Source organism: Curtobacterium sp. Csp1, from assembly GCF_013347185.1.
In genome coordinates this window covers 159432-184744 of record NZ_CP054594.1, presented here as the reverse complement: position 1 = coordinate 184744, position 25313 = coordinate 159432, and the positions used below count along the sequence as shown (strand labels likewise).

The window sequence follows — 25313 nt, the reverse complement described above, 5'->3', positions numbered from 1 at the left end:
TCGACTCCGCGGCACCGCGCTCGTCAGCGGCGGACGGGGCTGATGGGCACCGCGTCGAGGGTGAACACCGGGATGGTCGCCGTGACCGGGGCCGGCTCGACCGCGGCCGGGATGGAGACCCCCGCGGCCGCGAGACGTGCTTCGGTCTCCGTCGCGGAGACGGGCTGCCCGACGGTCGAGTAGTGCCCGACCGGGACCACCGAGTGCACGACGTTGTTGCCGTAGACGTGCACGAGGTTGAACGACTGCGCGCCGTCCTGTCCCCGGGTACCGCCCTGGTACTCCGTGAGGTCCTGCGTGTAGCACGTGGCGCTGGCGACCGAGACCGGGATGCCGGCGAACACCGCGCTCGTGGAGTAGTGCAGGTGACCGGCGATGATCGCGATGACGTCGGAGCCCTCGACGACCTCGGCCAGGGCCGCCTGGTCACGGAGCTCGACGAGGACGGCGAGGTCCTGGACGCTCGGCACGGGCGGGTGGTGCATCGCGAGGATCGTGCCGTGCGGCGCTGCCTCGGAGAGGACCTCGGCGAGCCAGTCGAGCTGCGCGGGGGAGACCTCGCCGTGGTGCTGGCGCGGGACGCTCGTGTCGAGGGTGATCACGCGTAGGCCGTTCACGTCGTACACGAAGTCGACGGGGCGGTCGGTGGGCTGCAGGCCGAAGAGCTCCTGGCGGAAGGCGCCGCGCTCGTCGTGGTTCCCCATGGCCCAGATGACCTGCGCGCCGATCCTGGCCGCGGCTGGCTCGACGATGTCGCGGACCCGGGCGTAGGCGCCGGGCTCACCCTTGTCGGCCACGTCGCCGGTGACGACGATCGCCTCGGGGTGGGTGCCGGAGGCCTCGATGTCGGCGACGATCGCCTGCAGTCGTGCTGCGGAGTCGACGTCCCCGTAGAGGGCGCCGTCTCCCGCCACGAGGTGGGTGTCGCTGAGGTGGAGGAGGAAGTGGTTCGGCCTGGGGTGTTCGGCCGTCCGGCTGTCCATCGGTGTCTCGTTCCGTTGGCGGATGCGTGGTGCAACACAGTGCCACACCGTTCTCCACGAGTCCACCACCCGTTCTTGAATCCGAGGTGAACCGGAAGCGTGTTTCTCTGAAATTGAGGCGAACGAACGAACCCCCCGACCACGAAGTGGACGAGGGGCTCGTTCGTTCTTGCCGAGAAGTGTTGCTGAGGCTTAGTGATTCCCGGCACCGACCGCGGGGGCCGGGGTGGTGCTGTCGATCTCCGGACCGTGGTGCGCGGCGTGCGCGGCCTCGAGCTCGGACTTCGTGACCGGCGCGATGCGGTCCTCGAAGAAGAAGCGGGAGAGGCGTGCACGGGTCTTCTGCACCGCGGTGATCCGACCCTTGGCGTCCGGACGGATCATGAGGGGCTTGTACTCGTTGAACTGCAGGAGCTTCCAGCGCTCGTACTCGTCGAGCTGCTCGTGCACCTCGATGTACTCGCCGTGCGGCAGGCGGACGATGCGGCCCGACTCGTAGCCGTGCAGGACGATCTCGCGGTCCTTCTTCTGCAGCGCGAGGCAGACGCGCTTCGTGATCCAGAAGGCGACGAACGGGCCGAGGACCGTCGTGGCCTGGATGACGTGGATCACGTGCTCGATCGACACCATGAAGTGCGTGGCGATGATGTCGGACGAGGCAGCCGCCCAGAGCGAGGCGTACAGCGTGATGCCCGCGGCACCGAAGGCGGTGCGGGTCGGGGCGTTGCGCGGACGGTCGGCCAGGTGGTGCTCGCGCTTGTCACCGGTCACCCACGCCTCGATGAAGGGGTAGATGAACATCGCGATGATGAGGAACATCAGGACCGCGATCGGCACGAGGATGTTGAACGACACCGTGTAGCCGAACCACACGACCTCCCAGTGCGGCGGCACCAGACGGAGCGCGCCGTCGGCGAAGCCGATGTACCAGTCGGGCTGGGTACCGGCGGACACCGGGGACGGGTCGTACGGGCCGTAGTTCCAGATCGGGTTGATCGTGAACAGCGACGCGATGAGGGCCAGGATGCCCGCGACGATGAAGAAGAAGCCACCGGCCTTCGCGGCGAACGCTGGGAGGATCGGGACGCCGACGACGTTCTCGTTCGTCTTGCCCGGACCCGCGAACTGCGTGTGCTTGTTGATGACGACCAGCACGAGGTGGACGCCGAGCACCGCGACCAGGATCGCCGGGAGCAGCAGGATGTGCAGCGTGTACAGGCGGCCGACGATGTCGGTGCCCGGGAACTCGCCGCCGAACAGCAGGTAGGCGATCCAGACGCCGATGACGGGGACGCCCTCGATCATGCCGACGATGATGCGGAGACCGTTGCCGGAGAGCAGGTCGTCGGGGAGCGAGTAGCCCGTGAAGCCCTCGGCCATGGCCAGGATCCACAGCACGAAGCCGAAGACCCAGTTGAGCTCACGCGGCTTGCGGAAGGCACCCGTGAAGAACACGCGGGCCATGTGCAGCATGATCGAGGCCACGAACAGCAGGGCCGCCCAGTGGTGGATCTGCCGGACGAAGAGTCCGCCGCGGATGTCGAACGAGATGTTCAGCGTGGACTGCAGGGCGGTCGACATCTCGACGCCCTTCAGCGGCACGTACGAGCCGTTGTAGACGACCTCGGTCATCGACGCCTGGAAGAAGAACGTCAGGAACGTCCCGGAGAGCAGGACGACGACGAAGCTGTACAGCGCGACCTCGCCGAGCATGAAGCTCCAGTGGTCGGGGAAGATCTTCCGCCCGACCTCCTTCACGAGGCCCGAGATGCTGGTGCGCTCGTCGATGTAGTTCGCGACCCCGCCGATGATGCGGGATCCGCGCTCCGGCGCCGGCTTCGTGGCCGTCGACGAAGGGGTGGTGGTTGTGGTGCTGGTCATCAGCGTTCACGCTCCCAGAAGGACGGTCCGACCGGCTCGTGGAAGTCGCTCTGGGCGACCAGGTAGCCGTCGTCGTCGATCGCGATCGGAAGTTGGGGGAGGGGACGTGCGGCCGGGCCGAAGATGACCTCGCAGTTGTTCGAGACGTCGAACGTCGACTGGTGGCACGGGCACAGCAGGTGGTGCGTCTGCTGCTCGTAGAGCGCGACCGGGCACCCGACGTGGGTGCAGATCTTGGAGTAGGCGACGATGCCGTCGTAGCCCCAGTCCTCGTGCCCCTTGGCGGGGTTGAGGTCCTTCGGGTCGAGGCGCATGAGGAGGACGGAGGCCTTGGCCTTCTCCTCGAGCATGTGCTCCGAGTCCAGCATGCCGTCCGGGATCACGTGGAAGACCGAACCGATGGTGACGTCGGAGGCCCGGATGGGGAGGCCCGTCGGGTCCTTCGTCAGGCGCATGCCCGACTTCCAGAACGTGTGACGGAGCAGCTCGTTCGGGTCCTCTGCCGGGGCGAGGTCACGGACGAGGACGATGCCGGGCAGCGGGAACGCGGCCAGGGCGCCGATCATCGAGTTGCGGATCAGCTTGCGGCGGCCGAACCCGGACTCCTTGTCGGCGAGCTGGAACGCCTCGACCGCCTTGGCGCGGGTCGCGTCGGTCCCACGGGTGGGGTGGCGCATCTCGGAGATCTCGCGGTCGACGACGAGCGTCTTCGACCAGTAGACGGCGCCGAGGCCCAGGGCGATGAGCGCGAGGGCGATGGCCAGGCCGAGCCAGAGGTTGCCAGCGCGGACGGTGCCGAAGTTCTCTGGGTCGATCGGGAACGCGACGTAGGCCGCGATCGCCAGGACGCTGCCCACGATGGACAGGTAGAAGAACGTGGCGACCTGACGCTCGGCCAGGCGCTGCTTCTTCGGGTCGACGTCGGTGCGGCGCGCGCGGTGCGGCGGCTCGCCCGGGTTCTCGAACGGGTCGGCGGGAACGACCGCCGTGCCTGCCGGGGTACTGGTCGTGCCGTGCTTCTCGACAGCCGAGGACGAGCTCAGTGCCTCGTCGTCGTGCTCTGCCATGGTGTTCCCTTCAGTGTCGTTCGACACGGACGATCAGTTGGTCTTCGCGGTCAGCCACACGGTCATCGCGACGACCGCACCGAGACCGAAGATCCAGATGAACAGACCCTCTGCCACCGGGCCGAGGGAGCCGAGGGCGAAGCCGCCGGGCGACTTGTTGTCCTGCACGTACTTGAGGTACGTGATGATGTCGGCCTTCTGCTCGGGCGTGAGGTTCAGGTCGTTGAAGACCGGCATGTTCTGCGGGCCGGTGGCCATGGCCTCGTAGATGTGCTTGCCGGAGACCGTCTGCAGGTTCGGCGCGTACTTGCCCTCGGTCAGCGCACCACCGGCACCGGCCACGTTGTGGCACATCGCGCAGTTGATGCGGAAGAGCTCGGCGCCCTCGGCGGCGTCGCCCTTGCCGTCGGTCAGCGACGTGGAGGGGACGGCCGGGCCGGGGCCGAGCGAGGCGACGTAGGCACCCATCGCGTCGATCTGCTCGTCCGTGAACTGGGCGGGCTTCTCCTCGGCCTGCGGGCCCTGGGCAGCCATCGGCATGCGACCGGTGCCGACCTGGAAGTCGACCGACGCGGCGCCGACACCGATGAGGGACGGGCCCTCGCTCGTGCCCTGCGCGTCGAGACCGTGGCAGGTCGCGCAGTTCGAGGCGAAGAGCTTCTGGCCCTCGTTCACCTTCGACTGGCTCGAGGCCACGGTGGTCGTGCTGTCGTCGGCGTTGGCCGTCGAGCTGAACAGCGCGTACGCACCGCCGGTGGTCATGAGACCCACGACGATGAGCGACACGGTCGCCATCGGGGAGCGGCGGCCCTTCTTGGACTTGGTTCTGTTGAACATGCTGTGCGGGGTGTCCAGTTCCTACTTGAGAAGGTAGATGACGGCGAAGAGACCGATCCAGACCACGTCGACGAAGTGCCAGTAGTACGACACGACGATCGCGGTGGTCGCCTCCTTGTGCCCGAAGTTCTTGGCGGCGAAGCCACGACCCAGGGTGAGGAGGAACGCGATGAGACCGCCCGTGACGTGCAGGCCGTGGAAGCCGGTGGTCATGTAGAACGCGGAGCCGTAGGCGCTCGAGGAGAGCGTGACGCCCTCGTGCCAGAGGTTGGCGTACTCGAAGATCTGGCCGCAGACGAAGATCGCGCCCATGCAGTACGTGACGAAGAACCACTCCGTCATGCCCCAGTCCTTCGGGTTCCAGCTCGTGCGGTGCACCTGGAAGCGTTCGGCGGCGAAGACCGCGAACTGGCAGGCGAAGCTGGACAGCACCAGGATGATCGTGTTCACGGAGGCGAAGGGCACCTCGAGCTTGGACGTCTCGGTCGCCCAGAGCTCGGGCGAGGTGCTGCGCAGCGTGAAGTAGATCGCGAACAGGCCGGCGAAGAACATGACCTCGCTGCCCAGCCACACGATCGTCCCCACGGCAACGGCGTTCGGCCTGTTCAGGACCGGACCGCTGGCGGATCTGGAGAGAGGGGTGCTAGTCACGTCCTCCATTATGGCCGAAACCTGTGACAGTGTTTTCGCAGCAGACTGGCGGGTCTCTCGAACTCACTACGATCGAGGCATGTCGCTCTCACTCTCCTGGCCTGCGGTGATCAGCGCGCTCATGGCGCGCGAGGACCTCTCGATCAGGCAGTCCACATGGGCCATGGAGGAGATCGTCCAGGGGCGTGCGACAGCAGCACAGATCGCCGCGTTCGCCGTGGCCCTGCGTGCGAAGGGCGAGACCGTCGACGAGGTCGTCGGGTTCCGCGACGCCATCCTCGATGCCGCTGTCCCACTGGACGTGGACTCGATGGCGCTCGACATCGTCGGCACCGGCGGCGACGTCGTGGGTACCGTGAACGTCTCGACGATGGCCGCGATCGTGATCGCCGCCTCGGGCGTGCCGGTCGTCAAGCACGGCAACCGCGCGAGCTCGTCGAAGTCCGGATCGAGCGACGTGCTCGCCGCCCTCGGGCTCGACCTGACGATGGACGCGGTGCGGGTAGCGGACACGTTCCGGCGTGTCGGTCTGACCTTCGCCTTCGCGAGCGCGTTCCACCCCGGCTTCGCGCACGCGGCTCCGGTGCGCCGCGAGATCGGCGTGCCGACCGTCTTCAACTTCCTCGGCCCGCTCGTCAATCCCGCCCGGTGCGAGGCGAACGCGGTCGGTGTGGCCCAGCTCGAGCTCGTGCCGATCATCACGGGCGTGTTCCAGACCCGCGGCGCCACGGCACTGGTGTTCCGCGGTGACGACGGCCTCGACGAGCTCACCACGACCGGGCACTCGCACATCTGGGAGGTCACCGGTGGCCGCGTGATCGAGCACGACCTCGACCCGCGGGACCTCGGGATCGCCCGCGCGCGTACCGAGGACCTGCTCGGCGGTGACCCGGAGCACAACGCCGCCGTGGTCCACCGGGTGCTGGCGGGGGAGACCGGCCCGGTCCGGGACATCGTCCTGCTGAACGCCGCCGCGGGACTGGTGTCCTTCCGGCTCGCCGAGGACCCCGACCAGGCCGATCGGCCGATCCTGCAGCGCTTCCGCGAGCAGCTCGTCGTGGCCGCCGAGGCGATCGACTCCGGCGCAGCGGCGCAGAAGCTCGCCGACTGGGTCGGCGCGGCCCCCGCGGCCTGACCCGGCGACGCCGCGGCGTCGAGCGGCGACCCAGCCGAACCTCCGAGACACCGCCGAACCGCCGAGACGCCCCCGGATCCGGGGGCGTCTCGCCGTCGTGGCGGCGTCTCGCGAGCAGGCGCACCAGCGGACGCACCAGCAGGCCACGCACTGGAGGCGCGATGCCGGTCCGTCGGACCGGCACCGCGCCTCCAGGCGGTCAGCTCACACGCGGGTCAGCGCACGTCCTCGTCGACCCAGTCGAAGGTCTTCGTGACGGCCTTCTTCCAGAGGCGGAGCTGACGGTCGCGCTCGGCGTCGTCGAGCTGGGGCTCCCAGCGCTTGTCCTCCTGCCAGTTGGCGCGCAGCTCGTCCAGGTTCGCCCAGAACCCGACGGCCAGACCGGCGGCGTAGGCGGCACCGAGGGCGGTGGTCTCCGCGACGACCGGTCGGACGACCGGCACGTTGAGGATGTCCGCCTGGAACTGCATGAGGGCGTCGTTGGCGGTCATGCCGCCGTCGACCTTGAGTTCCGTCAGCTCGACACCGGAGTCGGCGTTGACCGCGTCCAGGACCTCGCGGGTCTGGAGCGCCGTCGCCTCGAGCGCGGCACGGGCGATGTGGCCCTTGTTGACGTAGCGCGTCAGGCCGACGAGGGCACCGCGGGCGTCCGGACGCCAGTACGGCGCGAACAGACCCGAGAACGCCGGGACGAAGTAGACGCCACCGTTGTCCTCGACGGTCTTGGCGAGTGCCTCGACCTCGGGGGCGCTGCCGATGATGCCGAGGTTGTCGCGGAGCCACTGGATGAGCGAGCCCGTGACGGCGATCGAGCCCTCGAGCGCGTAGTGCGTCTCCTGGTCGCCGAGCTTGTAGCCGACGGTGGTGAGCAGCCCGTTCTCGGAGCGGACGATCTCGGTGCCGGTGTTGAAGATCAGGAAGTTGCCGGTGCCGTAGGTGTTCTTCGACTCGCCCTGGTCGAACGCCGCCTGGCCGAAGGTCGCGGCCTGCTGGTCGCCGAGGATGCCGGCGATCGGGACCTCGCGGAGCAGGTTGGACGACTCGACGTGGCCGTAGACCTCGGAGGAGCTGACGATCTCCGGCAGCATCGACTTCGGCACGCCGAAGTCGGCGAGGATGTCGTCGCGCCACGACAGCGTCTCGAGGTCCATGAACAGCGTGCGGGACGCGTTCGTGACGTCGGTCTTGTGCACGCCGCCGTCGGTGCCGCCGGTCAGGTTCCAGAGGACCCAGGTGTCGGTGGTGCCGAAGAGCAGGTCGCCGGCCTCGGCCTTCTCGCGGGCACCCTCGACGTTCTCGAGGATCCAGGCGATCTTGGTGCCGGAGAAGTACGTGGCGAGGGGCAGGCCGACGATCGCCTTGTAGCGGTCGGTGTCGCCGTCCGCGAGCTCGTCGACGATCGCCTGCGTGCGGGTGTCCTGCCAGACGATGGCGTTGTAGACGGCCTTGCCGGTGGTCTTGTCCCAGACCACCGCGGTCTCGCGCTGGTTGGTGATGCCGACCGCGGCGACGTCGTGGCGGGTGATGTCCGCACGGGACAGCGCCTGGCCGATGACCTCGCGCGTGTTGTCCCAGATCTCCGCGGGGTCGTGCTCGACCCACCCGGCGCGCGGGAAGATCTGCTCGTGCTCCTTCTGTCCGACGGAGACGATCGAACCGGAGTGGTCGAAGACGATCGCTCGGGTCGAGGTGGTGCCCTGGTCGATGGCGACGATGTAGTCGGCCATTGGTGCTCCTTTGCGGGTGTGTTCGGTGCATCGGTCGGCGCGGGGCGTCGACCGGGGCCGGCTCCGGGTGGGGCCGACCGGTGCGGGAGGGGTCAGACGAGGGGGAGGAGAGCCTTCGACAGCACGGCTGCGAGCGCGCCACCGACGAGCGGTCCGACGACCGGGACCCAGGCGTAGGACCAGTCGCTGGAGCCCTTGCCCTTGATCGGCAGGAGGGCGTGGGCGATGCGCGGACCGAGGTCACGGGCGGGGTTGATGGCGTAGCCGGTCGGGCCACCGAGCGAGACACCGATCGCGATCACGAGGAAGGCGACGGGGATCGCGCCGAGCTCGGCCGGGGTCTTGCCGTTGGTGAAGGCGATGACGACGAAGACGAGGACGAAGGTGCCGATGATCTCCGTCACGACGTTCCAGCCGTACGAGCGGATCGCCGGGCCCGTCGAGAAGACGCCGAGCTTCGCTGCTGCGTCCGGCTCCTCGTCGAAGTGCTGCTTGTAGGCGAGCCAGACGATGACCGCACCGATGATCGCGCCGATGAGCTGCGCGATCCAGTACAGGAACATCTGGCCGATGGTGATGTTGCCGAGGATCGCCTGCGCGAGGCTGACCGCGGGGTTGAGCTGGCCGCCGGACTTGTACGAAACGGTGACACCGGCGAAGACCGCGAAGCCCCAGCCGATCGTGACCATGAGGAAGCCCGCACCGAAGCCCTTCGACTTCGTGAGGGAGACTGCGGCGACGACACCGCCACCGAGGATGATGAGCATCGCCGTACCGACGAGCTCGGAGAGGAAATTGACGCCGATGCCGTCCATCGGTGACCTCCTGTGCGTAGGGGTCGGGGGTCCGGTGGTGCTGCGTCCGGCACTCCCCGTTGAGTGATTGGGGCCGAGCATAGTGACGCGGATCGCCGCTGCGCGATGCGCCACCGAGGGAAGTTCGCGAAAGTGCACGAACGTGCATGCCCGGTGTGCGGTTGCCCATCGCGAGCCGTCGCCATGCCCGCATCGTGCTGCACGAACGTGCACATCGACCGAACGGGCGGCCGCTGTAGGGTGAACGCACTCCGGTCGACGACGGCGGTGTGGCCCGTCGCGAGCGGCCCCGCCACCGTGGAGGACAGCATGAAGAAGCTCATCAACGATCCGCAGGCCGTCGTCACCGAGACCGTGCGCGGTTTCGCCCGGGCGCACGCCGACCACGTCGTCCTCGTCGAGGATCCGATCCACCTGCACCGCGCCGACGCTCCCGTCGCCGGCAAGGTCGGGATCGTGAGCGGCGGCGGCAGCGGGCACGAACCCCTGCACGCCGGGTTCGTCGGGTACGGCATGCTCGACGCCGCCGTCCCCGGCCCGGTGTTCACGAGCCCGACCCCGGACCCGATCGTCGCCGCGACGAAGGCCGTCGACGGGGGAGCCGGGGTGCTCCACATCGTCAAGAACTACACCGGCGACGTGCTCAACTTCGAGACCGCCGCCGAGCTCGCCGGCATGGAGGACGTCCGGGTCGAGAGCGTCGTGGTCGACGACGACGTCGCGGTGCAGGACTCGCTCTACACGGCCGGACGCCGCGGGGTCGCCGGCACGGTCGTCGTCGAGAAGTGCGCGGGTGCCGCCGCCGAGCGGGGCGACGACCTGGACGCCGTGGCCGCCGTCGCGCGGCACGTCAACGACGTCACCCGCTCGATGGGACTCGCGCTGTCCTCCGGCACCGTCCCGCACGCGGGGGAGCCGTCCTTCACGCTCGCCGACGACGAGGTCGAGCTGGGCATCGGCATCCACGGCGAGCCCGGGCGGGAGCGGATCCCCATGGCACCGGCCGACCAGCTCGTCGACCGGGTGCTCGAACCGATCCTCACGGACCTCGACGCGCCGGCCGGGTCGGACCTGCTCCTGCTCGTCAACGGCATGGGCGGCACGCCGCTCGCCGAGCTCTACATCCTCTACCGCCGCGCGGCCGAGGTGCTCACGGACCGTGGCCACCACGTCACGCGTAGTTTGGTCGGGGACTACGTCACGTCCCTCGAGATGCAGGGGTTCTCGCTCACCGTCACGGTGCTCGACGACGAACTCACCGCCCTCTGGGACGCCCCGGTGGAGACCCCGGCCCTGCGCTGGGGCCGCTGACACCGCCCACCCTCCAGGAAGGAACACGAATTGGCGCTCGACACCGCATGGGCCCTCGACTGGGTGCGTCGCACCGCGTCGACCATCGACGACCACCGGGCGGAGCTCGTCACGCTCGACCGTGAGATCGGCGACGGCGACCACGGCGAGAACCTCGACCGCGGGTTCCGCGCGGTCGTCGAGGCGCTCGACGCCGGCTCCTTCGACTCGCCCGGTGCGGTGTTCAAGGTCGTCGCGACGAAGCTCATCTCGACGGTCGGCGGCGCCGCCGGCCCGCTCTTCGGCACCGCGTACCTCAAGGCCGCGCAGGCCGCCGGTGACGCGTCGGAGCTCGACGCCGACACGCTCGTCGCGGTGCTCACCGCGGCTCGCGACGGGGTCGTCGCGCGCGGCAAGGCCGAGGTCGGCGACAAGACCATGGTCGACGCGTGGACGCCCGCCGTCGACGCCGCCGCGACCGCCGCGACCGCCGGCGAGGCCCCTGAGCGCGTGCTCGAGGCCGCCGCGGACGCCGCGGCCACCGGTGCCGAGTCGACCGACCCGCTCGTCGCCCGCAAGGGCCGCGCGAGCTACCTGGGGGAGCGGGCCGTCGGGCACCGCGACCCGGGCGCGCAGTCGACGGCGTACATCCTGCGCGCGGCGGTGGAGGCCGCGTGACGGTCGGCATCCTGGTCGTCTCGCACAGTGCGGCGGTCGCGACCGGCACCGTCGAGCTCGCCCGCCAGATGGCCGCCGACGTCCCGATGGTCGCCGCCGGCGGGACCGAGGACGGCGGGATCGGGACCTCCTTCGAGGCGATCACCGCGGGGTTCGAGGAGCTCGGCACGGCCGACGCGGTCGTCGTCCTCTGCGACCTCGGCTCCGCGTACCTGACGACGGACACCGCGCTCGACTTCCTCGACGACGACGCGCGGGCACGCGTGCACGTGTCGCAGGCGCCCTTGGTCGAGGGCACGGTGGCCGCTGCCGTCGCCGCCCAGACGGGCGGCGACGTCGACGCGGTGCTCGCTGCCGCGGCGACCGCCGCAGCGTCCGAGGCGGAGGCGAGCAGTGCCTCCCGTGCGGACGGCGACCAGCCTGGAGGCACGGGGCCGGGTGTCGGGGCCGCCAGCGTCGACGACGTGGCCGCGTCCGCGACCGTCGAGCTGGTGAACGAGAGCGGTCTGCACGCGCGACCGGCCGCGGAGTTCGTGAAGACCGCAGCGAGGCACGAGGCGAGCGTCCGCGTGAACGGCGTGGACGCGAAGAGCCTGCTCGCGATCATGGCGCTCGCCCTGCCCAAGGGTGCGACCGTGACCATCGAGGCGACCGGCGCCGACGCGCAGGACGCCGTCGACGCGCTGACCGCACTGGTCCGGTCCGGCTTCGGCGAGTGACCGCACGCTGACCGTCCCGCGTCCGTCCACGCACGCGCCGGACGGGCGTGGGGTCAACCGGTGACCGAGACGGTGCCGGCGAGGTCGATGTCCGACGGCCCGCCGGTCACCCCGGCGTCGGCGAGGAGCGTCGCGCCGAACACCGCGCACCGGTCGGGGACGTCGGCGAGGCGGCTGCGATCCGGCGGGCAGTGGGGGAGCACGCCCTCGTCACGGCGCCGAAGGGGGCGATCGGGCACATGTTCGGTGCGGCCGGGGCGGTCGAGACGATCCTGACCGTGCGGGCCCTGGAGACCGGGACGGTGCCGCCGACGCGCAACCTCGAGCACCTCGACCCGGCGGTCGAGCTCGACGTCGTGGCGGAGGCTGCGCGGCGGGCGCCGCTGCGGGCGGCGCTCAACAACTCGTTCGGGTTCGGCGGGCAGAACGCGTCGCTGGTACTGACGGCGGCGTGACCGCGGCGCGGTGGGGCGTCCGACCGTCCGGCGGTCCGTCTGTCCGTCCGTCCGTGTGTCGGTCTGCCCTTCTGTCAGGATGAGCGCGTGCGCGCAGTCCAGTACGAGCAGTTCGGTACCCGCCCCGTCATCGTCGACCTGCCGACGCCGACCCCGCCCTCCGACGGCGTCGTCGTCCGCGTCGCGGCGACCGGCGTCTGCCGGAGCGACTGGCACGCCTGGAAGGGCCACGACGACTCGGTCCGGCTCCCGCACGTGCCGGGTCACGAGTTCGCCGGCGTCGTCGACGCGGTCGGCCCCGGGGTCACCCGCTTCACCGTCGGCCAGCGCGTCACGGCACCGTTCGTCTTTGCGTGCGGCACGTGCGACCAGTGCCGTGACGGCGCCACCCAGGTCTGCACGCGCCAGGAGCAGCCCGGGTTCACGCTGCCCGGCTCCTACGCCGAGGCCGTCGTCGTCCCGCACGCCGACGTCAACCTCGTGGCGCTGCCCGACGAGGTCGGGTTCGCCGAGGCCGCCGGGCTCGGCTGCCGGTTCGGCACGGCGTACCACGCCCTGCACACCCGCGGACGCGTCGCTGCAGGGGAGTGGGTCGTCGTCTTCGGCTGCGGCGGGGTGGGGATCTCGACGGTCATCGTCGCCCTCGGGGCTGGTGCGCGGGTCGTCGCGGTGGACGTCTCGGCCGCTGCACTCGAGCGTGCGGCCGGACTCGGGGCCGCCACGGTCACGATGGGCGACGGCGCGGTCCGGACGGTCCGGGAGCTCACGAGTGGCGGCGCGCACGTGTCCGTCGACGCGTACGGCAGCCGTGCGACCTCGGTCGCCGCGGTGGCCTCGCTCCGGCCGCGGGGGCGACACGTGCAGGTCGGCCTGCTGCTCGACGACGAGGCGATCCCGGCGATCCCGATGGGCCGCGTGATCGGTGACGAACTGGAGCTGCTCGGCAGCCACGGGATCGCGGTCGGCGAGTACGCCGCGATGCTCGAGGACGTCGTCGCCGGGCGGCTCCGGCCGGCGGAGTCGATCGGCCGGACGGTCGGGTTCTCGGACCTGCCGGACGAGCTCGTCGCGATGGACGGGCCGCCGACGTCTGCGGGCATGACCGTCGCGGTCTTCGAGCGGTAGGGCAGAGGCGACAGCCCGCCCTCGGACCATGCCGCGTCGACCTGAGTTGACATAATATGCATTATCGGCGCTTGCTCGCGGCGTGGTCCGTTCGACTCCAGGATGCAGGACACGCCGCCCACGGTCACCGTGGGCGGCGTGTCCTGCGTCGTCGTCAGTGCTCGGGCGTCTCGTCGCCCGTGGGCACGTCCTCGCTGTCGATCTCGAGCGCGGCCTGCTCCTCGCCGTGCTCCTCGAGGTCCGAGCGGTCCGTGTCGGGCTGCTCGGGTGCCTCTGCCTGCGTGGTCTCTTCTGCCGGGTCCGGCTGGCTGTACGTCATGCGGCGCACGCTACTCGTCGCGGCCTGGCGGGGTCCCGCGGGTGCGGTCGCGCAGTGCGCAGCCCGACCACGGACGGGACGGGAGGCACGTGGCGACGCCGCCACGTGCCTCCCGTTCGGAGTCGTCGTCAGTTGTTGAGCATCTGTGTCGCGAGCACGGCACCGAGGATCATGAAGATGATCGCGACGACGATCGCGATGGCGCTGAGGACGATGCCCGCGAGCACCATGCCACGGCTGAGGCCGCGGCGACGGGCGATGATGCCGAGCACCAGGCCCACGATGCCGGCGACGAGGCCGACGATCGAGACCAGGAACGCGAAGACGACGCCGACGATGCCGAGGACCAGCGAGCCGACGGCGAGGCCGTTGCCGCCGCTGCGGACCGGGGCTCCACCGGGGGCGTTCGGGGCCGGCGGGTAACCGTTCGTGGACATGGGAGCTCCTTGGATCAGGGGCCGGTGGTGCGGGCGCACCCGGCCGTCACCGCACACGGTATGCGTTCCGTGCGCGTTCGGTTCAGGTTGCCCGTGCGTTCGCTGCCGGTTGCTTCAGTGCTCGTCGACGCCGACGGGAGGCACGTACGCGGCGAGGTGCTCGCCGGTGAGCGTCGAGCGGGCGGCCACCAGGTCGGCCGGAGTCCCCGCGAAGACCACCCGGCCGCCGTCGTGCCCGGCGCCCGGCCCGAGGTCGATGATCCAGTCGGCGTGCGCCATGACGGCCTGGTGGTGCTCGATGACGACGACCGTGCGGCCCGCGTCGACGAGCCGGTCGAGCAGCCCGAGCAGCTGGGCGACGTCCGCCAGGTGGAGGCCGGTCGTCGGCTCGTCGAGGACGATCACCCCGCCGGGGTCGCCGAGGTGCGTCGCGAGCTTCAACCGCTGGCGTTCGCCACCGGAGAGCGTCGTGAGCGGCTGCCCGATGGTCAGGTACCCGAGCCCGACGTCGACGAGCCGACGTGCGACGGTGTGGGCGGCGGGGACGCGCGACTCCCCCTCGGCGAAGAACCGTTCGGCCTCGGCGACGGACATCGCCAGGACCTCGCTGATGTCCCGGCCGCCGAGCCGGTACCCGAGCACGGACTGGTCGAACCGCCGACCGCCGCACTCCGCGCACGGCGTCGAGACACCGGCCATCATGCCGAGGTCGACGTAGACCACACCGGCGCCGTTGCATGCTGGACAGGCACCCTCGGAGTTCGCGCTGAACAGGGCTGGCTTCACTCCGTTCGCCTTCGCGAAGGCCTTGCGCACCGGCTCGAGCAGCCCGGTGTACGTCGCAGGGTTGCTGCGGCGGGAGCCGCGGATGGCGCTCTGGTCGACGGCGACGACCCCGTCCAACGTCGCCAGCGATCCGTGGACGAGCGTGCTCTTGCCGGAGCCGGCCACACCGGTGACCACCGTGAGCACACCGGTCGGCACGTCGACGTCGACGTCCTGCAGGTTGTGCCGGTCGGCACCGCGGATCGGGATCGCACCGGTGGGTCGACGGACGGTGTCCTTGAGCGCGACGCGGTCGCCGAGGTGCCGCCCGGTCACGGTGTCGCTCCCCCGGAGCTGGTCGACCGTCCCGGTGAAGCACACCCGTCCGCCGTCCCGGCCGGCCCCCGGGCCGAGGTCGACGACGTGGTCCGCGATCCCGATGACCTCGGGCTTGTGCTCGACGACCAGCACGGTGTTGCCCTTGTCGCGGAGCCGCAGCAACAGGTGGTCCATCCGCTCGATGTCGTGCGGGTGGAGGCCGGTGCTCGGCTCGTCGAAGACGTACGTGACGTCGCTCAGGCTCGAGCCGAGGTGCTTCACCATCTTCACCCGTTGGCCCTCTCCCCCGGACAGCGTGCCGGTCGGCCGGTCGAGCGAGAGGTACCCGAGTCCGATCTCGACGAAGGCGTCGACCGCGTGCCGCAGGCCGTCGAGGAGCGGCTGCACGGACGGCGCGTCGAGGGTGCGGAGCCAGGCGGCCAGGTCGGACACCTGCATCGCGCACACCTCGGCGATGTTCCGGCCGGCGATGCGCGACGAACGGGCGGTGCCGTTCAGGCGGGTGCCGTCGCACGCCGGACAGGTCGTGAAGGTCACCGCACGGTCGACGAAGGCGCGGACGTGCGGCTGCATCGCCTCGCGGTCCTTCTGCAGGAACGAACGGCGGACCCGGAGGACCAGGCCCTCGTACGTCATGTTGATGCCGGCGATCTTCCGCTTCGTCGGCTCGCGGTACAGGAAGTCCGCACGCTCCTGCTCGGTGAACTCGCGGATCGGTTTGTCACCGTCGACGAACCCGGACTCCGCGTACATCCGGACCATCCAGCCGTCCCCGCCCCATCCCGGGATCGTGATGGCGCCGTCGGACAGGGCCCTGGTGTCGTCGAAGAGCTGTGCCAGGTCGATGTCCGAGACGCTCCCCCGTCCCTCGCACTCCGCGCACATGCCGCCGAGCCGGGAGAACGAGACGTGCTCGGCCTTGGCGTCCTTGCCCTTCTGCACGGTGATCGCCCCGCCGGCGGTGACGGTCGCGAGGTTGAACGAGAACGCGTTCGGGCCGCCGACGTGCGGTTCGCCGAGGCGGCTGAAGAGGAGCCGGAGCATCGCGTAGGCGTCGGTGACCGTGCCGACGGTGGACCGCGGGTCGGCGCCGATGCGTTCCTGGTCGACGACGATCGCGGTCGTCAGCCCGTCCAGGACGTCGACGTCGGGCCGGGCGAGCGACGGCATGAAGCCCTGCACGAAGGCGCTGTACGTCTCGTTGACCATCCGCTGCGACTCGGCGGCGAGCGTGGCGAACACGAGGGAGCTCTTGCCGGACCCGGACACCCCGGTGAAGACCGTCAGTCGGCGTTTCGGCAGGTCGACGTCGACGTCGCGCAGGTTGTTCTCGCGCGCGCCGCGGACGCGGATCCGATCGTGCTGGTCGGCCGGGTGTCGGGTGGTGTCGCCCATGCGACGACGGTAGCGGTCCGGCGGGCGCCGGGACAGCCCCTCAGCGGCGGCTGTGGAGACGGACGAGGCCCGGGAGCTCGGCCGGTTCGAACGGCTCGTCGGTGGCGTCCAGCTCGTCGGCCGTCCACCACCGCGCGTCGAGGATGTCGACCTGCTCGTCCTCGGTCCACCCGGCGTCGGACAGGGTGAAACCCGGCGTGCGCACGACGTAGAACTCGCTGTGGCCGCGGTCGTGGTCGGCGAGGTCCCACTCGACGGTGAAGTCCCAGGTCCACACGGGCTCACCCGGGTCGTCGACGACGATGCCGGTCTCCTCGCGCAGCTCGCGCACCGCGGCGTCCCGGTGCGACTCCCCCGGGTCGACGCCGCCGCCCGGCGTGATCCAGCGGTGCGCGCCGTCGGACGACGGCGACCGCGTGTCCATCAGGAACACGCGGTCGTCCGGGTCGAGCAGGATGATCCGGGAGGTGCGGCGCAGGCCGGGCTTGGCGGTCACCCGGACGACGTTACTGCGTGAAGCCGCTGACGTCGCCGACGAGCTTGGTGTGGTCGGCGGGGATCGGCTCGACGGCGGCGAGGGCGATCTCGGCCGCGAACTCGGAGACGCTGTAGAGCTTCCCGACCTCCTGCCGACGACCCTCGATCGCGCCCGGGTTCAGGCGGTTGAGGAGCGTCGCGGTGATGGTGCCCTCGATCATGTCGCCGGAGACGACGACGAACTCGATGCCGGCGGCGTCGAGCTGCGGGATCAGCTCGCGGAGCGCGAGTTCCCCCGCCCGCTTGCTCTTCGCGACGGGGACGTACTCGTCCATCGTCTCGGCGGTCTCGACGAAGTGGGCCTGGTGGCTCGTGACGAAGACGACCCGCGAGCCGGTCGGCATGTGCGGCACGGCGGTCTGCAGCATGTCGACCTGCGCGTCGCGGTTCAGGCGGAGCGCGTAGTCCTCGCCCAGGTCGGCCTCCATGCCGCCGGAGGCGTTCAGGACGAGGAGGTCGATGCCGCCCCACTCCGACACGACCGTGTCGACCATCGCCTGCACGGAGTCGTGGTCGGTCAGGTCCGCGGCGACGGCGAGGGCCGAACCACCAGCGGCGACGACCTTCTCGGCGATCTGCTCGGCACGACGTGCCTTGTTGCGGTAGTTCACGACGACCTTCGCGCCGGCCTCCGCCAGGTAGCCGACGGTGTCGGCGCCGATGCCGCGCGAGGACCCGGTGACGAGGGCGCGCTTGTCGGCGAGGGATCCGGGGGCGAGGGGGTTCGTCACAGTGTTCTCCTGGTCGCGTCTTCCGGCCGGTCGGCCGCCGACGAGCCTACCAACCGGTCCGGGCCGCGCCGCCCGCGCTCGTCCCGGGGTCAGGGGCGGACGGTAGGTTGGAGGGAAGTACCGGCAGTCGCGACGCTGCACGCCGGCGTGCGCGACGAGGGAGGGAGTCCGCGTGAACACCGACTGGATCCAGACCATCGTCTGGATCGGACTGACACTGCTGCTCGGGGTGGTCGAGGTCTTCACCCTCGACTTCATCTTCCTGATGCTCGCGGCTGGGGCGGCCGGGGGGTTGATCGCAGCGCTGCTCGGCGCACCGTGGTGGCTCGCGGCCATCGTCGCCGCCGGCGTCGCGCTGCTGCTGCTCTCGCTCGTCCGCCCGCGGCTCCTCGCGGCCCTGGGCCGGAGCGCCGATCCGCACCGCACCAACATCGAGGGACTGATCGGCCTGCGCGGCACGGTCGCCGTCGCGTTCACGTCGTCGACGCCGGGTCAGGTCCGGCTCGCGAACGGCGAGACGTGGAGCGCCCGGCTCGCCGCCGACTGCCCCGACCGCACACCAGCGCTCGGCGCCCCCGTGGTCGTCGAGTCCATCGAGGGGTCGACCGCGGTCGTCCGCCTCGGAGAAAGGGCCACCTCGTGACCATCTCAACCGGGACGATCGCTCTGCTCGTCCTCGTCCTCGTCGTCGTCGTCTTCGTGATCGTCGTCCTGTCCCGCGCGATCCGGATCGTGCCCCAGGCCACCGCGGGAATCGTCGAACGACTCGGGAAGTACCACAAGACCCTCAACCCGGGGCTCAACATCCTGGTGCCGTTCATCGACCGCCTCCGGCCGCTCATCGACATGCGCGAGCAGGTCGTCTCGTTCCCGCCGCAGCCCGTGATCACCGAGGACAACCTCGTGGTCTCGATCGACACGGTCGTGTACTTCCAGGTGACGGACGCCCGCGCGGCGACGTACGAGATCGCGAACTACCTCGGAGCCGTCGAGCAGCTCACGACCACCACCCTCCGCAACGTGGTCGGTGGTCTGAACCTCGAAGAGGCCCTGACGAGCCGCGACAACATCAACGGCCAGCTCCGGGTCGTCCTCGACGAGGCCACCGGCAAGTGGGGCATCCGCGTCGGCCGCGTCGAGCTCAAGGCGATCGAGCCGCCCGTGTCGATCCAGGACGCCATGGAGCAGCAGCTGCGCGCTGAGCGGAACCGTCGTGCGGCGATCCTGCAGGCCGAGGGCACGAAGCAGTCCCAGATCCTCGAGGCCGAGGGCCAGCGACAGGCCGCGATCCTGCAGGCCGAGGGTGACGCGAAGGCCCAGGTCCTCCGCGCCGAGGGCGAGGCGCAGGCGATCGCGACCGTGTTCGACGCCATCCACACGGGCGACCCGGACGAGAAGCTGCTGTCGTACCAGTACCTGCAGACGCTGCCGAAGATCGCCGAGGGCACGTCGAACAAGCTCTGGATGATCCCGAGCGAGTTCACCGAGGCGCTCTCCGGCATCGCGAAGGGCTTCACGGCGAGCCGCTCCGGATCCGGCCCGGTCGCGGGTGCCGGCGGCGGTACCGACTTCCTGGCGAAGATCTCGGAGCTCGCGAACAAGAGCCTCGCCGACACCGCCACGGTCGACGGTGCCGCCGCGTCGAACCCCCGACCGGACGCGACGGCCGCCGACATCGTCCCGGACGCGGCGCTCGACGAGCGGCTCGCGGAGTCCGACCGGAGTGTCGACGCGCACCTCGCGGCCGCGGACGACGTGACGAAGGACGTCCTCGGGGACGACCGGCCGCAGGCCTAGTCACACCCGGGCTGGCACGCGCGCGGCCGGACACGACGACGCCCGTCCCGGATGATCCGGGACGGGCGTCGTCGTGTCGGCGGGCGGGGCTGCCGTGCGGGCGTGGAACCAGGCGCGCGACCGTCGGTGCCGCGGCGCAGGTCTCGCGGCCGGTGCGCGGCCGCTCAGGCCGCGCGGCTCAGGCCCCGCGTCGGGCGCGCAGAACCGCCAGGCGTTCCTCGAGCAGCTCCTCGAGCTCCTCGCGGGACCTCCGCTCGAGCAGCATGTCCCAGTGGGTCCTCGGTGCCTTGACGTCCTCTGCAGCGACCTCGACGGGGATGCCGTCGTCGCCGAGCAGACGACCCTCGCGACCGGTCCGGGGCTCGGACCACGTCTGGGGGACCTCGGCATCGGCCGAGAAGACGACGTCGAAGGTCTCCCCCGACGTCGTCTGGTAGACCGCACGCTTCCGGTCGGAGAGCTCGACGCCCTCCTCGCTCTGGAGACTCTGACTTCCGAGCCGCATGCCGCGGAGACTCCGATCAGCCATGGTTGTGCTCCTCTCGCTCGTCTGCAGTCCCCAACACTGTCCCACGCGGCATCCATCCCGGTGAGGCGCATTCACAGACCGTTCCCAGAGGGAGGTGGCGGTGTTCAGCCTCGGGCAGCGGTGGAGCGCCGTCGACCCCACGGCGCGCAGGCGAGGAGCGCGAGGAGCGACCCGAGCGCGACGACGAGCGTGACCGACCCGGACGCGACGGTCGCCGGGGTCGTCCCCGTGCCGAGCGGCACGTCGGTGATCATCGACGTCGCCGTGTACGCCGGCACCCGGTCGATCGTCCGACCGGTCGGGTCGATGACCTGTGAGGCCCCGACCGTGGAGATGTTGACGAGCGAGCGACCGGTCTCGACCGCCCGGAGCCGCGCGATCTCGAGCTGCTGCAGGTTCTCGTCGGTGCCGTCGAAGTCGGCGTTGTTCGTCTGGGCGAGGATCACCTGCGCTCCCCCGCGGGCCATGTCGGTCGTGAGCCCGTCGTCGACGATGTCGAAGCAGATCGCGATGCCGGCCTTGATGCCCGCGACGTCGAGGACGTTCGGCTTGGTGCCGGGCGTGTAGTCGCGCTGGAGCAGGCCGATGAGGGACGGTGCGAGCTTCGAGAAGAACCAGCGGTCGGGGACGTACTCGCCGAACGGCACGGGACGCTTCTTGTCGTACGAGGACTGCCACCCGTCGACGGTCCACACGAAGGACGTGTTGTGCAGCACGCCCGAGGCCGTCTGCGTGATCGCTCCGGCGACGATCGGGGCCGCGACGGATTCGACGACGGTGTCCAGGGCGTCGGCGATCACCGGCTGGACCCGGGGGTCGTACTCCGCGGAGGCCTCGGGCCACACCACGAGGTCGACTCCCTTCGCGCCGACCTCGGTCGCGGCCACCTGAGCGTTCAGGACCTCGCCCGGCTGTGCACCGTCGAAGTACCCGGCGGGTCCGTTGCCCTGCACGGCCTCGATGCGGATGGTGCCGTCGGTCGGGGTCGGCCACGCGGGCACGGCGAGGACCGCGGCGACCAGGAGCCCCGCGGTCGCGACGCGGATCGGTGCACGGAGCACCGCACCGGGGTCCTCGGGCACGACGAGGACGAGCGAGAGCGCCACGGCGACGCAGTACACGACGACGAAGGTCACGCCGAGCACGCCGACGTACGCGGCGAGGTGCGTGAACGGTCCCTGCGACTGGGACAGGCCGACGCGCCCCCAGGCGAAGCCCTCGTAAGGCCAGCTGCCGGAGAACCACTCGCGCCCCGTCCAGAGGCCCGCGACGACCGCCGGCAGCACCCACACCCGCCAGGCGACCGACCGGGACACCCGGCCCACCCACCGGTAGGCGAGCGCGATTGCGACGGCGCCGAGGGCGAAGTACGCCGCCTCGAACAGGGCGAGCGCGAGCCACGGCACCGGGCCGAGGTAGCGACCGGCCCACGAGATCGCCGGGAGCCAGAACGCGGCACCGGCGACGTACCCGAGCCACGCGGCGCGGCGGGCGCGCTGTCCCATCGCGGCGAGGAGCATGCAGGCCATCGCCGGGTAGGCGAGGAACCACCACCCGGGGGACGGGAACGAGAGCGCGAAGAGCAGGCCGCCGATCACCGCGAGCGGCAGCGCGGTGCGGAGCGGCAGGGCCGCGAACGCGTCCCGCACCGGCGCGCTCGACGACGGCCGGTCGTCTTCGGGACGACGCCGGACGCCACCACCGTGCGGGCGCACCGCGCTGCCGAGGACCGCCATGGTGCCTCCTGTCAGACCGTCGCGTAGGCGACGATGCCGCGGCGCACCGCGTCCGTCGCGCGCCGCGCGGTCGTGGACAGGTCGTCGTCGCCCGCGTTCTTCACCTGGTCGAGCAGGTCGATGACCTGCTTCGACCAGCGCACGAAGTCCCCGGCGGGCAGGTCGAGCGTGCGGAGCACGTCGTCGAGCGCGGACCCCGACGCCCAGCGGAACATGCCGACCGCCATCGCCGGGGTGGGCGGCTGCGACCCGGCGAGCCGTGCATCCCGCTCGACGTCGTCGAGCCGCGCCCAGATCGTGAGGGTCTCGTCGAGCGCCGGACGGAACGCGCCGCGGGGCAGGGCGTGCTCGGTGCCGGGAGCGTCCTCGCGCCGCGGCTGGTAGACGATCGTGGCGGCCATCGCGGCGAGCTGCGCCGGCGTGAGGTCCTTCCAGACCCCCGCCTCGAGGCACTCGGCGACGAGCAGGTCCCGCTCGCCGTAGATCCGCTGCAGGCGTCGGCCGCCGGGCGCGACGGTCGCCTCGCCGTCACCGGTCGGAACCAGGTAGCCGAGCTGCAGAAGCACGTCCGTCACCCGGTCGAACGTCGTCGCGACGGCGCCCGTGCGGGAGCGGATCTGCTGCACGAGCTTGTCGTTGGCGCGCTTGAGCTTGTACCAGCGCTCGGCCCAGCGGGCGTGCGCCTCGCGGTCCGGGCAGGCGTGGCAGGGATGCCGCTGCATCTGTCGACGGACCTCGGTGATCGCCGCCTGCCGGTCGCGCTTGGCGCCGTGCGACGCCTCGCGGCCGCCGGGCACGTTCGTCCGTTCGAGGTCGGAGAGCTGCCGACGGAGCGCCGCGTACTCGGTGAAGTCACCGAGGTGGCACTGCATGGCCTGCTGGTACCCGTCGAGCGACTCCTGCTGCGACCGCACCTTGCGGGCGAGGTCGACGACCGAGCGGTCCGCCTGGAACTGTGCGAACGAGGTCTCGAGGACCTCGCGCGTGCGCTGCCGCCCGAACTGGTCGATCAGGTTGACCGCCATGTTGTAGGTCGGCTTGAACGACGAGTTGAGCGGGTACGTGCGCCGGCTCGCGAGGGACGCCACGGCCTGCGGGTCGAGCCCGTCGGACCACTGGACGACCGAGTGTCCCTCGACGTCGATGCCCCGTCGGCCCGCGCGACCGGTGAGCTGTGTGTACTCCCCCGGCGTGATCGGCACACGGGCTTCGCCGTTGAACTTCTCGAGCTTCTCGAGCACGACGGTCCGCGCCGGCATGTTCACGCCGAGCGCGAGCGTCTCGGTCGCGAACACCACCTTGAGCAGCTTGCGGCGGAAGAGGTCCTCGACGACCTCCTTGAACGCGGGCAGGAGTCCGGCATGGTGCGCTGCGACACCGCGCTCGAGCCCCTCGAGCCACTCCCAGTACCCGAGGACGGCGAGGTCCTCGTCGAGGAGCGTCCGGCAGTGGTACTCGGCGGTCTCGCGGATCTCGCGCCGCTCCTGCGCGGTGGTGAACGACACCCCGGAGCGGAGCACCTGGCGGACGCCCTGGTCGCAGCCGTTCCGGCTGAACACGAAGAAGATCGCCGGGAGCAGCATGCGCTCGTCGAGGACGCGGGCGATCTGCTCGCGGAACATCTTCTCGGTGCGCGGTCCGCGGTGCTCCTGGTACCCGCCGCGTCCACGGCGCCCGCGGTGTCCGCCGCCGTGCCGCTCGCTGCGGGACGCGCCGCCGACGAGCCGGAGGAGCTCCGGGTTGACGCGGTTCGTCGCCGCGGCACCGCTGGAGTCGAACAGGTCGACCATCTTCGAGCCGACGAGCACGTGCTGCTCGAGCGGCACCGGACGGTCCTCGGACACGATGACGTCGGTGTCCCCGCGGACGGTCTGCAGCCAGTCGCCGAACTCCTCGGCGTTGGAGACCGTCGCGCTCAGCGAGACCAGTCGGACCTCGGTCGGCAGGTGCAGGATGACCTCTTCCCAGACCGCGCCGCGGAACCGGTCGGCCAGGTAGTGCACCTCGTCGAGGACGACCCACGCGAGGTCGTCGAGCAGGTCGGATCCCGCGTAGATCATGTTCCGCAGGACCTCGGTCGTCATCACGACGACCCGGGCGCGAGGGTTGACGTTGGTGTCGCCGGTGAGCAGCCCGACCTCGGACTCGCCGTAGGCCTGCACGAGCTCGGCGTACTTCTGGTTGCTCAGCGCCTTCATCGGCGTCGTGTAGAACACCTTCGGCGTGGGCTGGCGCATCGCGAGCCAGATCGCGAACTCGGCGACGATCGTCTTGCCCGCACCGGTCGGCGCGGCGACCAGGACGCTGCGGCCCTGGTCGAGGGCGTCGCACGCGGCCGTCTGGAACGGGTCGAGGTCGAAGCGCAGGTCGGTGCGGAACAGCTCGAGGTTGCGCGAACGGTTCCGGACCTTCGCCGCCCGGTACCGCTCGGCGGGGCTGAGTTCCGTGGTCATCAGGCTCCGTACTCCGCGTCGAGCTTCGCCTGGCGCTTGGCGGCCCGACGGTCGTGGATCCACGTCACCGCGCAGGCCGCGATGTAGAGCACGACCATCGGCACGGCGAGCAGGAACATCGAGATGACGTCGGCGGACGGCGTGACGATCGCGCAGAACACCAGGATGCACAGGATCGCGACGCGCCAGGCCTTGATGATCGAGGCGGCCGACAGCACGCCGACGAAGTTCAGCAGCACGAGGAACACCGGCAGGACGAACGCGATGCCGACGGCGACGATGAGCTTGATGACGAAGTCGTAGTAGGCCTTGGCGTCGACGATCGACGTGTCCTGCGCGGAGACGAAGCTGCCGAGGATCCCGACGACGTGCGGCAGGATGTACCACCCGAACCAGCACCCGGCGAAGAACAACGGGATGGCGGTGCCGAGGAACCCGAACACGTACTGCTTCTCGCGGCGCACGAGCGCGGGGACGATGAACGCCCACACCTGGTACAGCCAGACCGGGCTCGAGATGACGATGCCGATCGTGATCGCGATCTGCAGTTTCAGGTCGAAGGCCCCGGTGATCATCGGGAAGTTCAGTTCGGCGGTGTGGCCGCCGACCTCGGCCAGCTGGGTGACCGGCGCGCGCAGCGCGTCGAGCACGAACGGCGTGAGGAACCAGCCACCGATCGCGCAGACCGCGACCGCGACGACGGCCTTGAACAGCCGGTTCCGCAGCTCGATGAGGTGCTGCCCGAGCGACATGCGGCCCTCGGTGTCCTTCTTCGGACGACCGGGCCGCTCCGCTCGCCCGCTCGCGGTCGTCGAAGCCATGCGGTCGATCCTACGGGACCGGCACCGACAAGTCGGTCGCGCGGGCGCGACGCACAGGCCGCGTCGAGGCGGACGGGAGGCACGGTGCGGG

The 25313-nt window shown here is 70.7% G+C and carries 25 protein-coding genes; 8 read left to right on the top strand and 17 right to left on the bottom strand.

Going from position 1 to position 25313, the window contains the following annotated elements; translation table 11 throughout:
• Positions 1–23: 23 nt before the first annotated feature.
• The 5 genes from HUN58_RS00850 to HUN58_RS00830 all read right to left on the bottom strand — a co-directional run bounded on the left by HUN58_RS00850 (position 24) and on the right by HUN58_RS00830 (position 5428).
• On the bottom strand, positions 24–983 hold the full coding sequence (locus HUN58_RS00850; RefSeq protein WP_180225294.1) for a phosphodiesterase: 960 nt from the start codon (positions 981–983) through the stop codon (positions 24–26).
• A 192-nt stretch (positions 984–1175) separates the two neighbouring features.
• Complete coding sequence (locus tag HUN58_RS00845; protein ID WP_058743208.1) at positions 1176–2864, bottom strand: cytochrome bc complex cytochrome b subunit; 1689 nt, start codon at positions 2862–2864, stop codon at positions 1176–1178.
• Positions 2864–3931, bottom strand: a complete 1068-nt coding sequence (locus HUN58_RS00840; protein WP_180225295.1) for a ubiquinol-cytochrome c reductase iron-sulfur subunit — start codon at positions 3929–3931, stop codon at positions 2864–2866. Before HUN58_RS00840 ends, HUN58_RS00845 begins: the two co-directional genes overlap by 1 nt.
• 33 nt (positions 3932–3964) lie before the next feature.
• Positions 3965–4768 carry a cytochrome c gene (locus HUN58_RS00835; RefSeq protein WP_058743206.1) on the bottom strand — a complete coding sequence of 268 codons (804 nt, stop codon included), beginning with the start codon at positions 4766–4768 and terminating at the stop codon, positions 3965–3967.
• Between the two features lie 21 nt (positions 4769–4789).
• Positions 4790–5428, bottom strand: a complete 639-nt coding sequence (locus tag HUN58_RS00830; protein WP_058743205.1) for a heme-copper oxidase subunit III — start codon at positions 5426–5428, stop codon at positions 4790–4792.
• A gap of 70 nt (positions 5429–5498) precedes the next feature.
• On the opposite strand from HUN58_RS00830, the gene trpD reads away from it, so the two are divergent.
• Entirely contained in the window at positions 5499–6554 is a 1056-nt protein-coding gene (gene trpD / locus HUN58_RS00825; protein ID WP_180225296.1) for an anthranilate phosphoribosyltransferase, read from the top strand.
• A 215-nt stretch (positions 6555–6769) separates the two neighbouring features.
• Here trpD and glpK read toward each other — a convergent pair whose 3' ends face one another.
• Both glpK and HUN58_RS00815 read right to left on the bottom strand, forming a co-directional pair.
• Positions 6770–8281, bottom strand: coding sequence for a glycerol kinase GlpK (gene glpK / locus HUN58_RS00820; protein WP_180225297.1), 1512 nt, complete (start codon positions 8279–8281; stop codon positions 6770–6772).
• 92 nt (positions 8282–8373) lie between these two features.
• Positions 8374–9096 (bottom strand): MIP/aquaporin family protein, encoded by a 723-nt coding sequence (locus HUN58_RS00815; protein ID WP_058742687.1) that lies wholly within the window; start codon positions 9094–9096, stop codon positions 8374–8376.
• A gap of 309 nt (positions 9097–9405) precedes the next feature.
• On the opposite strand from HUN58_RS00815, the gene dhaK reads away from it, so the two are divergent.
• From dhaK to dhaM, 3 genes are read left to right on the top strand one after another with little or no spacing between them, the layout of a single operon-like run.
• The gene (gene dhaK / locus HUN58_RS00810; RefSeq protein ID WP_141861569.1) at positions 9406–10407 is read left to right on the top strand and encodes a dihydroxyacetone kinase subunit DhaK; all 1002 of its coding nucleotides are present in this window, start codon (positions 9406–9408) and stop codon (positions 10405–10407) included.
• Between the two features lie 30 nt (positions 10408–10437).
• Positions 10438–11064: a dihydroxyacetone kinase subunit DhaL gene (gene dhaL / locus HUN58_RS00805; protein WP_180225298.1), complete on the top strand. Its 627-nt coding sequence runs from the start codon at positions 10438–10440 to the stop codon at positions 11062–11064.
• A complete protein-coding gene (dhaM, locus tag HUN58_RS00800; RefSeq protein ID WP_180225299.1) occupies positions 11061–11783 on the top strand; it encodes a dihydroxyacetone kinase phosphoryl donor subunit DhaM in 723 nt (240 codons plus the stop codon). The genes dhaL and dhaM overlap by 4 nt, the downstream gene beginning before the upstream one ends.
• Before the next feature lie 53 nt (positions 11784–11836).
• Here dhaM and HUN58_RS20380 read toward each other — a convergent pair whose 3' ends face one another.
• On the bottom strand, positions 11837–11986 hold the full coding sequence (locus HUN58_RS20380) for a hypothetical protein (protein ID WP_254631586.1): 150 nt from the start codon (positions 11984–11986) through the stop codon (positions 11837–11839).
• On the opposite strand from HUN58_RS20380, the gene HUN58_RS00790 reads away from it, so the two are divergent.
• Positions 11975–12238 carry a hypothetical protein gene (locus HUN58_RS00790; protein ID WP_254631585.1) on the top strand — a complete coding sequence of 88 codons (264 nt, stop codon included), beginning with the start codon at positions 11975–11977 and terminating at the stop codon, positions 12236–12238. The genes HUN58_RS20380 and HUN58_RS00790 overlap by 12 nt on opposite strands.
• Positions 12239–12325: 87 nt before the next feature.
• Entirely contained in the window at positions 12326–13363 is a 1038-nt protein-coding gene (locus tag HUN58_RS00785) for an alcohol dehydrogenase catalytic domain-containing protein (protein WP_180225300.1), read from the top strand.
• A gap of 154 nt (positions 13364–13517) precedes the next feature.
• Here the strand turns inward: HUN58_RS00785 and HUN58_RS00780 are convergent, their stop codons facing one another.
• The 5 genes from HUN58_RS00780 to HUN58_RS00760 all read right to left on the bottom strand — a co-directional run bounded on the left by HUN58_RS00780 (position 13518) and on the right by HUN58_RS00760 (position 17886).
• Positions 13518–13682 (bottom strand): hypothetical protein, encoded by a 165-nt coding sequence (locus HUN58_RS00780; RefSeq protein WP_167510073.1) that lies wholly within the window; start codon positions 13680–13682, stop codon positions 13518–13520.
• Positions 13683–13810: 128 nt separating this feature from the next.
• Positions 13811–14119, bottom strand: a complete 309-nt coding sequence (locus HUN58_RS00775) for a DUF4190 domain-containing protein (RefSeq protein ID WP_114851196.1) — start codon at positions 14117–14119, stop codon at positions 13811–13813.
• Between the two features lie 114 nt (positions 14120–14233).
• Positions 14234–16618 carry an excinuclease ABC subunit UvrA gene (locus HUN58_RS00770; RefSeq protein WP_180225301.1) on the bottom strand — a complete coding sequence of 795 codons (2385 nt, stop codon included), beginning with the start codon at positions 16616–16618 and terminating at the stop codon, positions 14234–14236.
• 40 nt (positions 16619–16658) lie between these two features.
• Positions 16659–17114 carry an NUDIX hydrolase gene (locus tag HUN58_RS00765; RefSeq protein ID WP_114851198.1) on the bottom strand — a complete coding sequence of 152 codons (456 nt, stop codon included), beginning with the start codon at positions 17112–17114 and terminating at the stop codon, positions 16659–16661.
• Positions 17115–17124: 10 nt separating this feature from the next.
• Positions 17125–17886 carry an SDR family oxidoreductase gene (locus HUN58_RS00760; RefSeq protein ID WP_114851199.1) on the bottom strand — a complete coding sequence of 254 codons (762 nt, stop codon included), beginning with the start codon at positions 17884–17886 and terminating at the stop codon, positions 17125–17127.
• Positions 17887–18058: 172 nt separating this feature from the next.
• Here HUN58_RS00760 and HUN58_RS00755 point away from each other — a divergent pair, with 172 nt between their 5' ends.
• Complete coding sequence (locus HUN58_RS00755; protein ID WP_254631584.1) at positions 18059–18529, top strand: NfeD family protein; 471 nt, start codon at positions 18059–18061, stop codon at positions 18527–18529.
• A 2-nt stretch (positions 18530–18531) separates the two neighbouring features.
• Positions 18532–19683 carry an SPFH domain-containing protein gene (locus HUN58_RS00750; protein ID WP_306669581.1) on the top strand — a complete coding sequence of 384 codons (1152 nt, stop codon included), beginning with the start codon at positions 18532–18534 and terminating at the stop codon, positions 19681–19683.
• Positions 19684–19861: 178 nt separating this feature from the next.
• On the opposite strand, the gene HUN58_RS00745 is transcribed toward HUN58_RS00750, so the two are convergent.
• The 4 genes from HUN58_RS00745 to tatC all read right to left on the bottom strand — a co-directional run bounded on the left by HUN58_RS00745 (position 19862) and on the right by tatC (position 25153).
• The gene (locus tag HUN58_RS00745) at positions 19862–20212 is read right to left on the bottom strand and encodes an RNA polymerase-binding protein RbpA (protein ID WP_058740868.1); all 351 of its coding nucleotides are present in this window, start codon (positions 20210–20212) and stop codon (positions 19862–19864) included.
• 104 nt (positions 20213–20316) lie between these two features.
• On the bottom strand, positions 20317–21948 hold the full coding sequence (lnt, locus tag HUN58_RS00740) for an apolipoprotein N-acyltransferase (protein ID WP_180225302.1): 1632 nt from the start codon (positions 21946–21948) through the stop codon (positions 20317–20319).
• An 11-nt stretch (positions 21949–21959) separates the two neighbouring features.
• Complete coding sequence (locus HUN58_RS00735; protein ID WP_180225303.1) at positions 21960–24401, bottom strand: RNA helicase; 2442 nt, start codon at positions 24399–24401, stop codon at positions 21960–21962.
• Positions 24401–25153 carry a twin-arginine translocase subunit TatC gene (gene tatC, locus HUN58_RS00730; protein ID WP_114851203.1) on the bottom strand — a complete coding sequence of 251 codons (753 nt, stop codon included), beginning with the start codon at positions 25151–25153 and terminating at the stop codon, positions 24401–24403. Before tatC ends, HUN58_RS00735 begins: the two co-directional genes overlap by 1 nt.
• Positions 25154–25313: the final 160 nt, after the last annotated feature.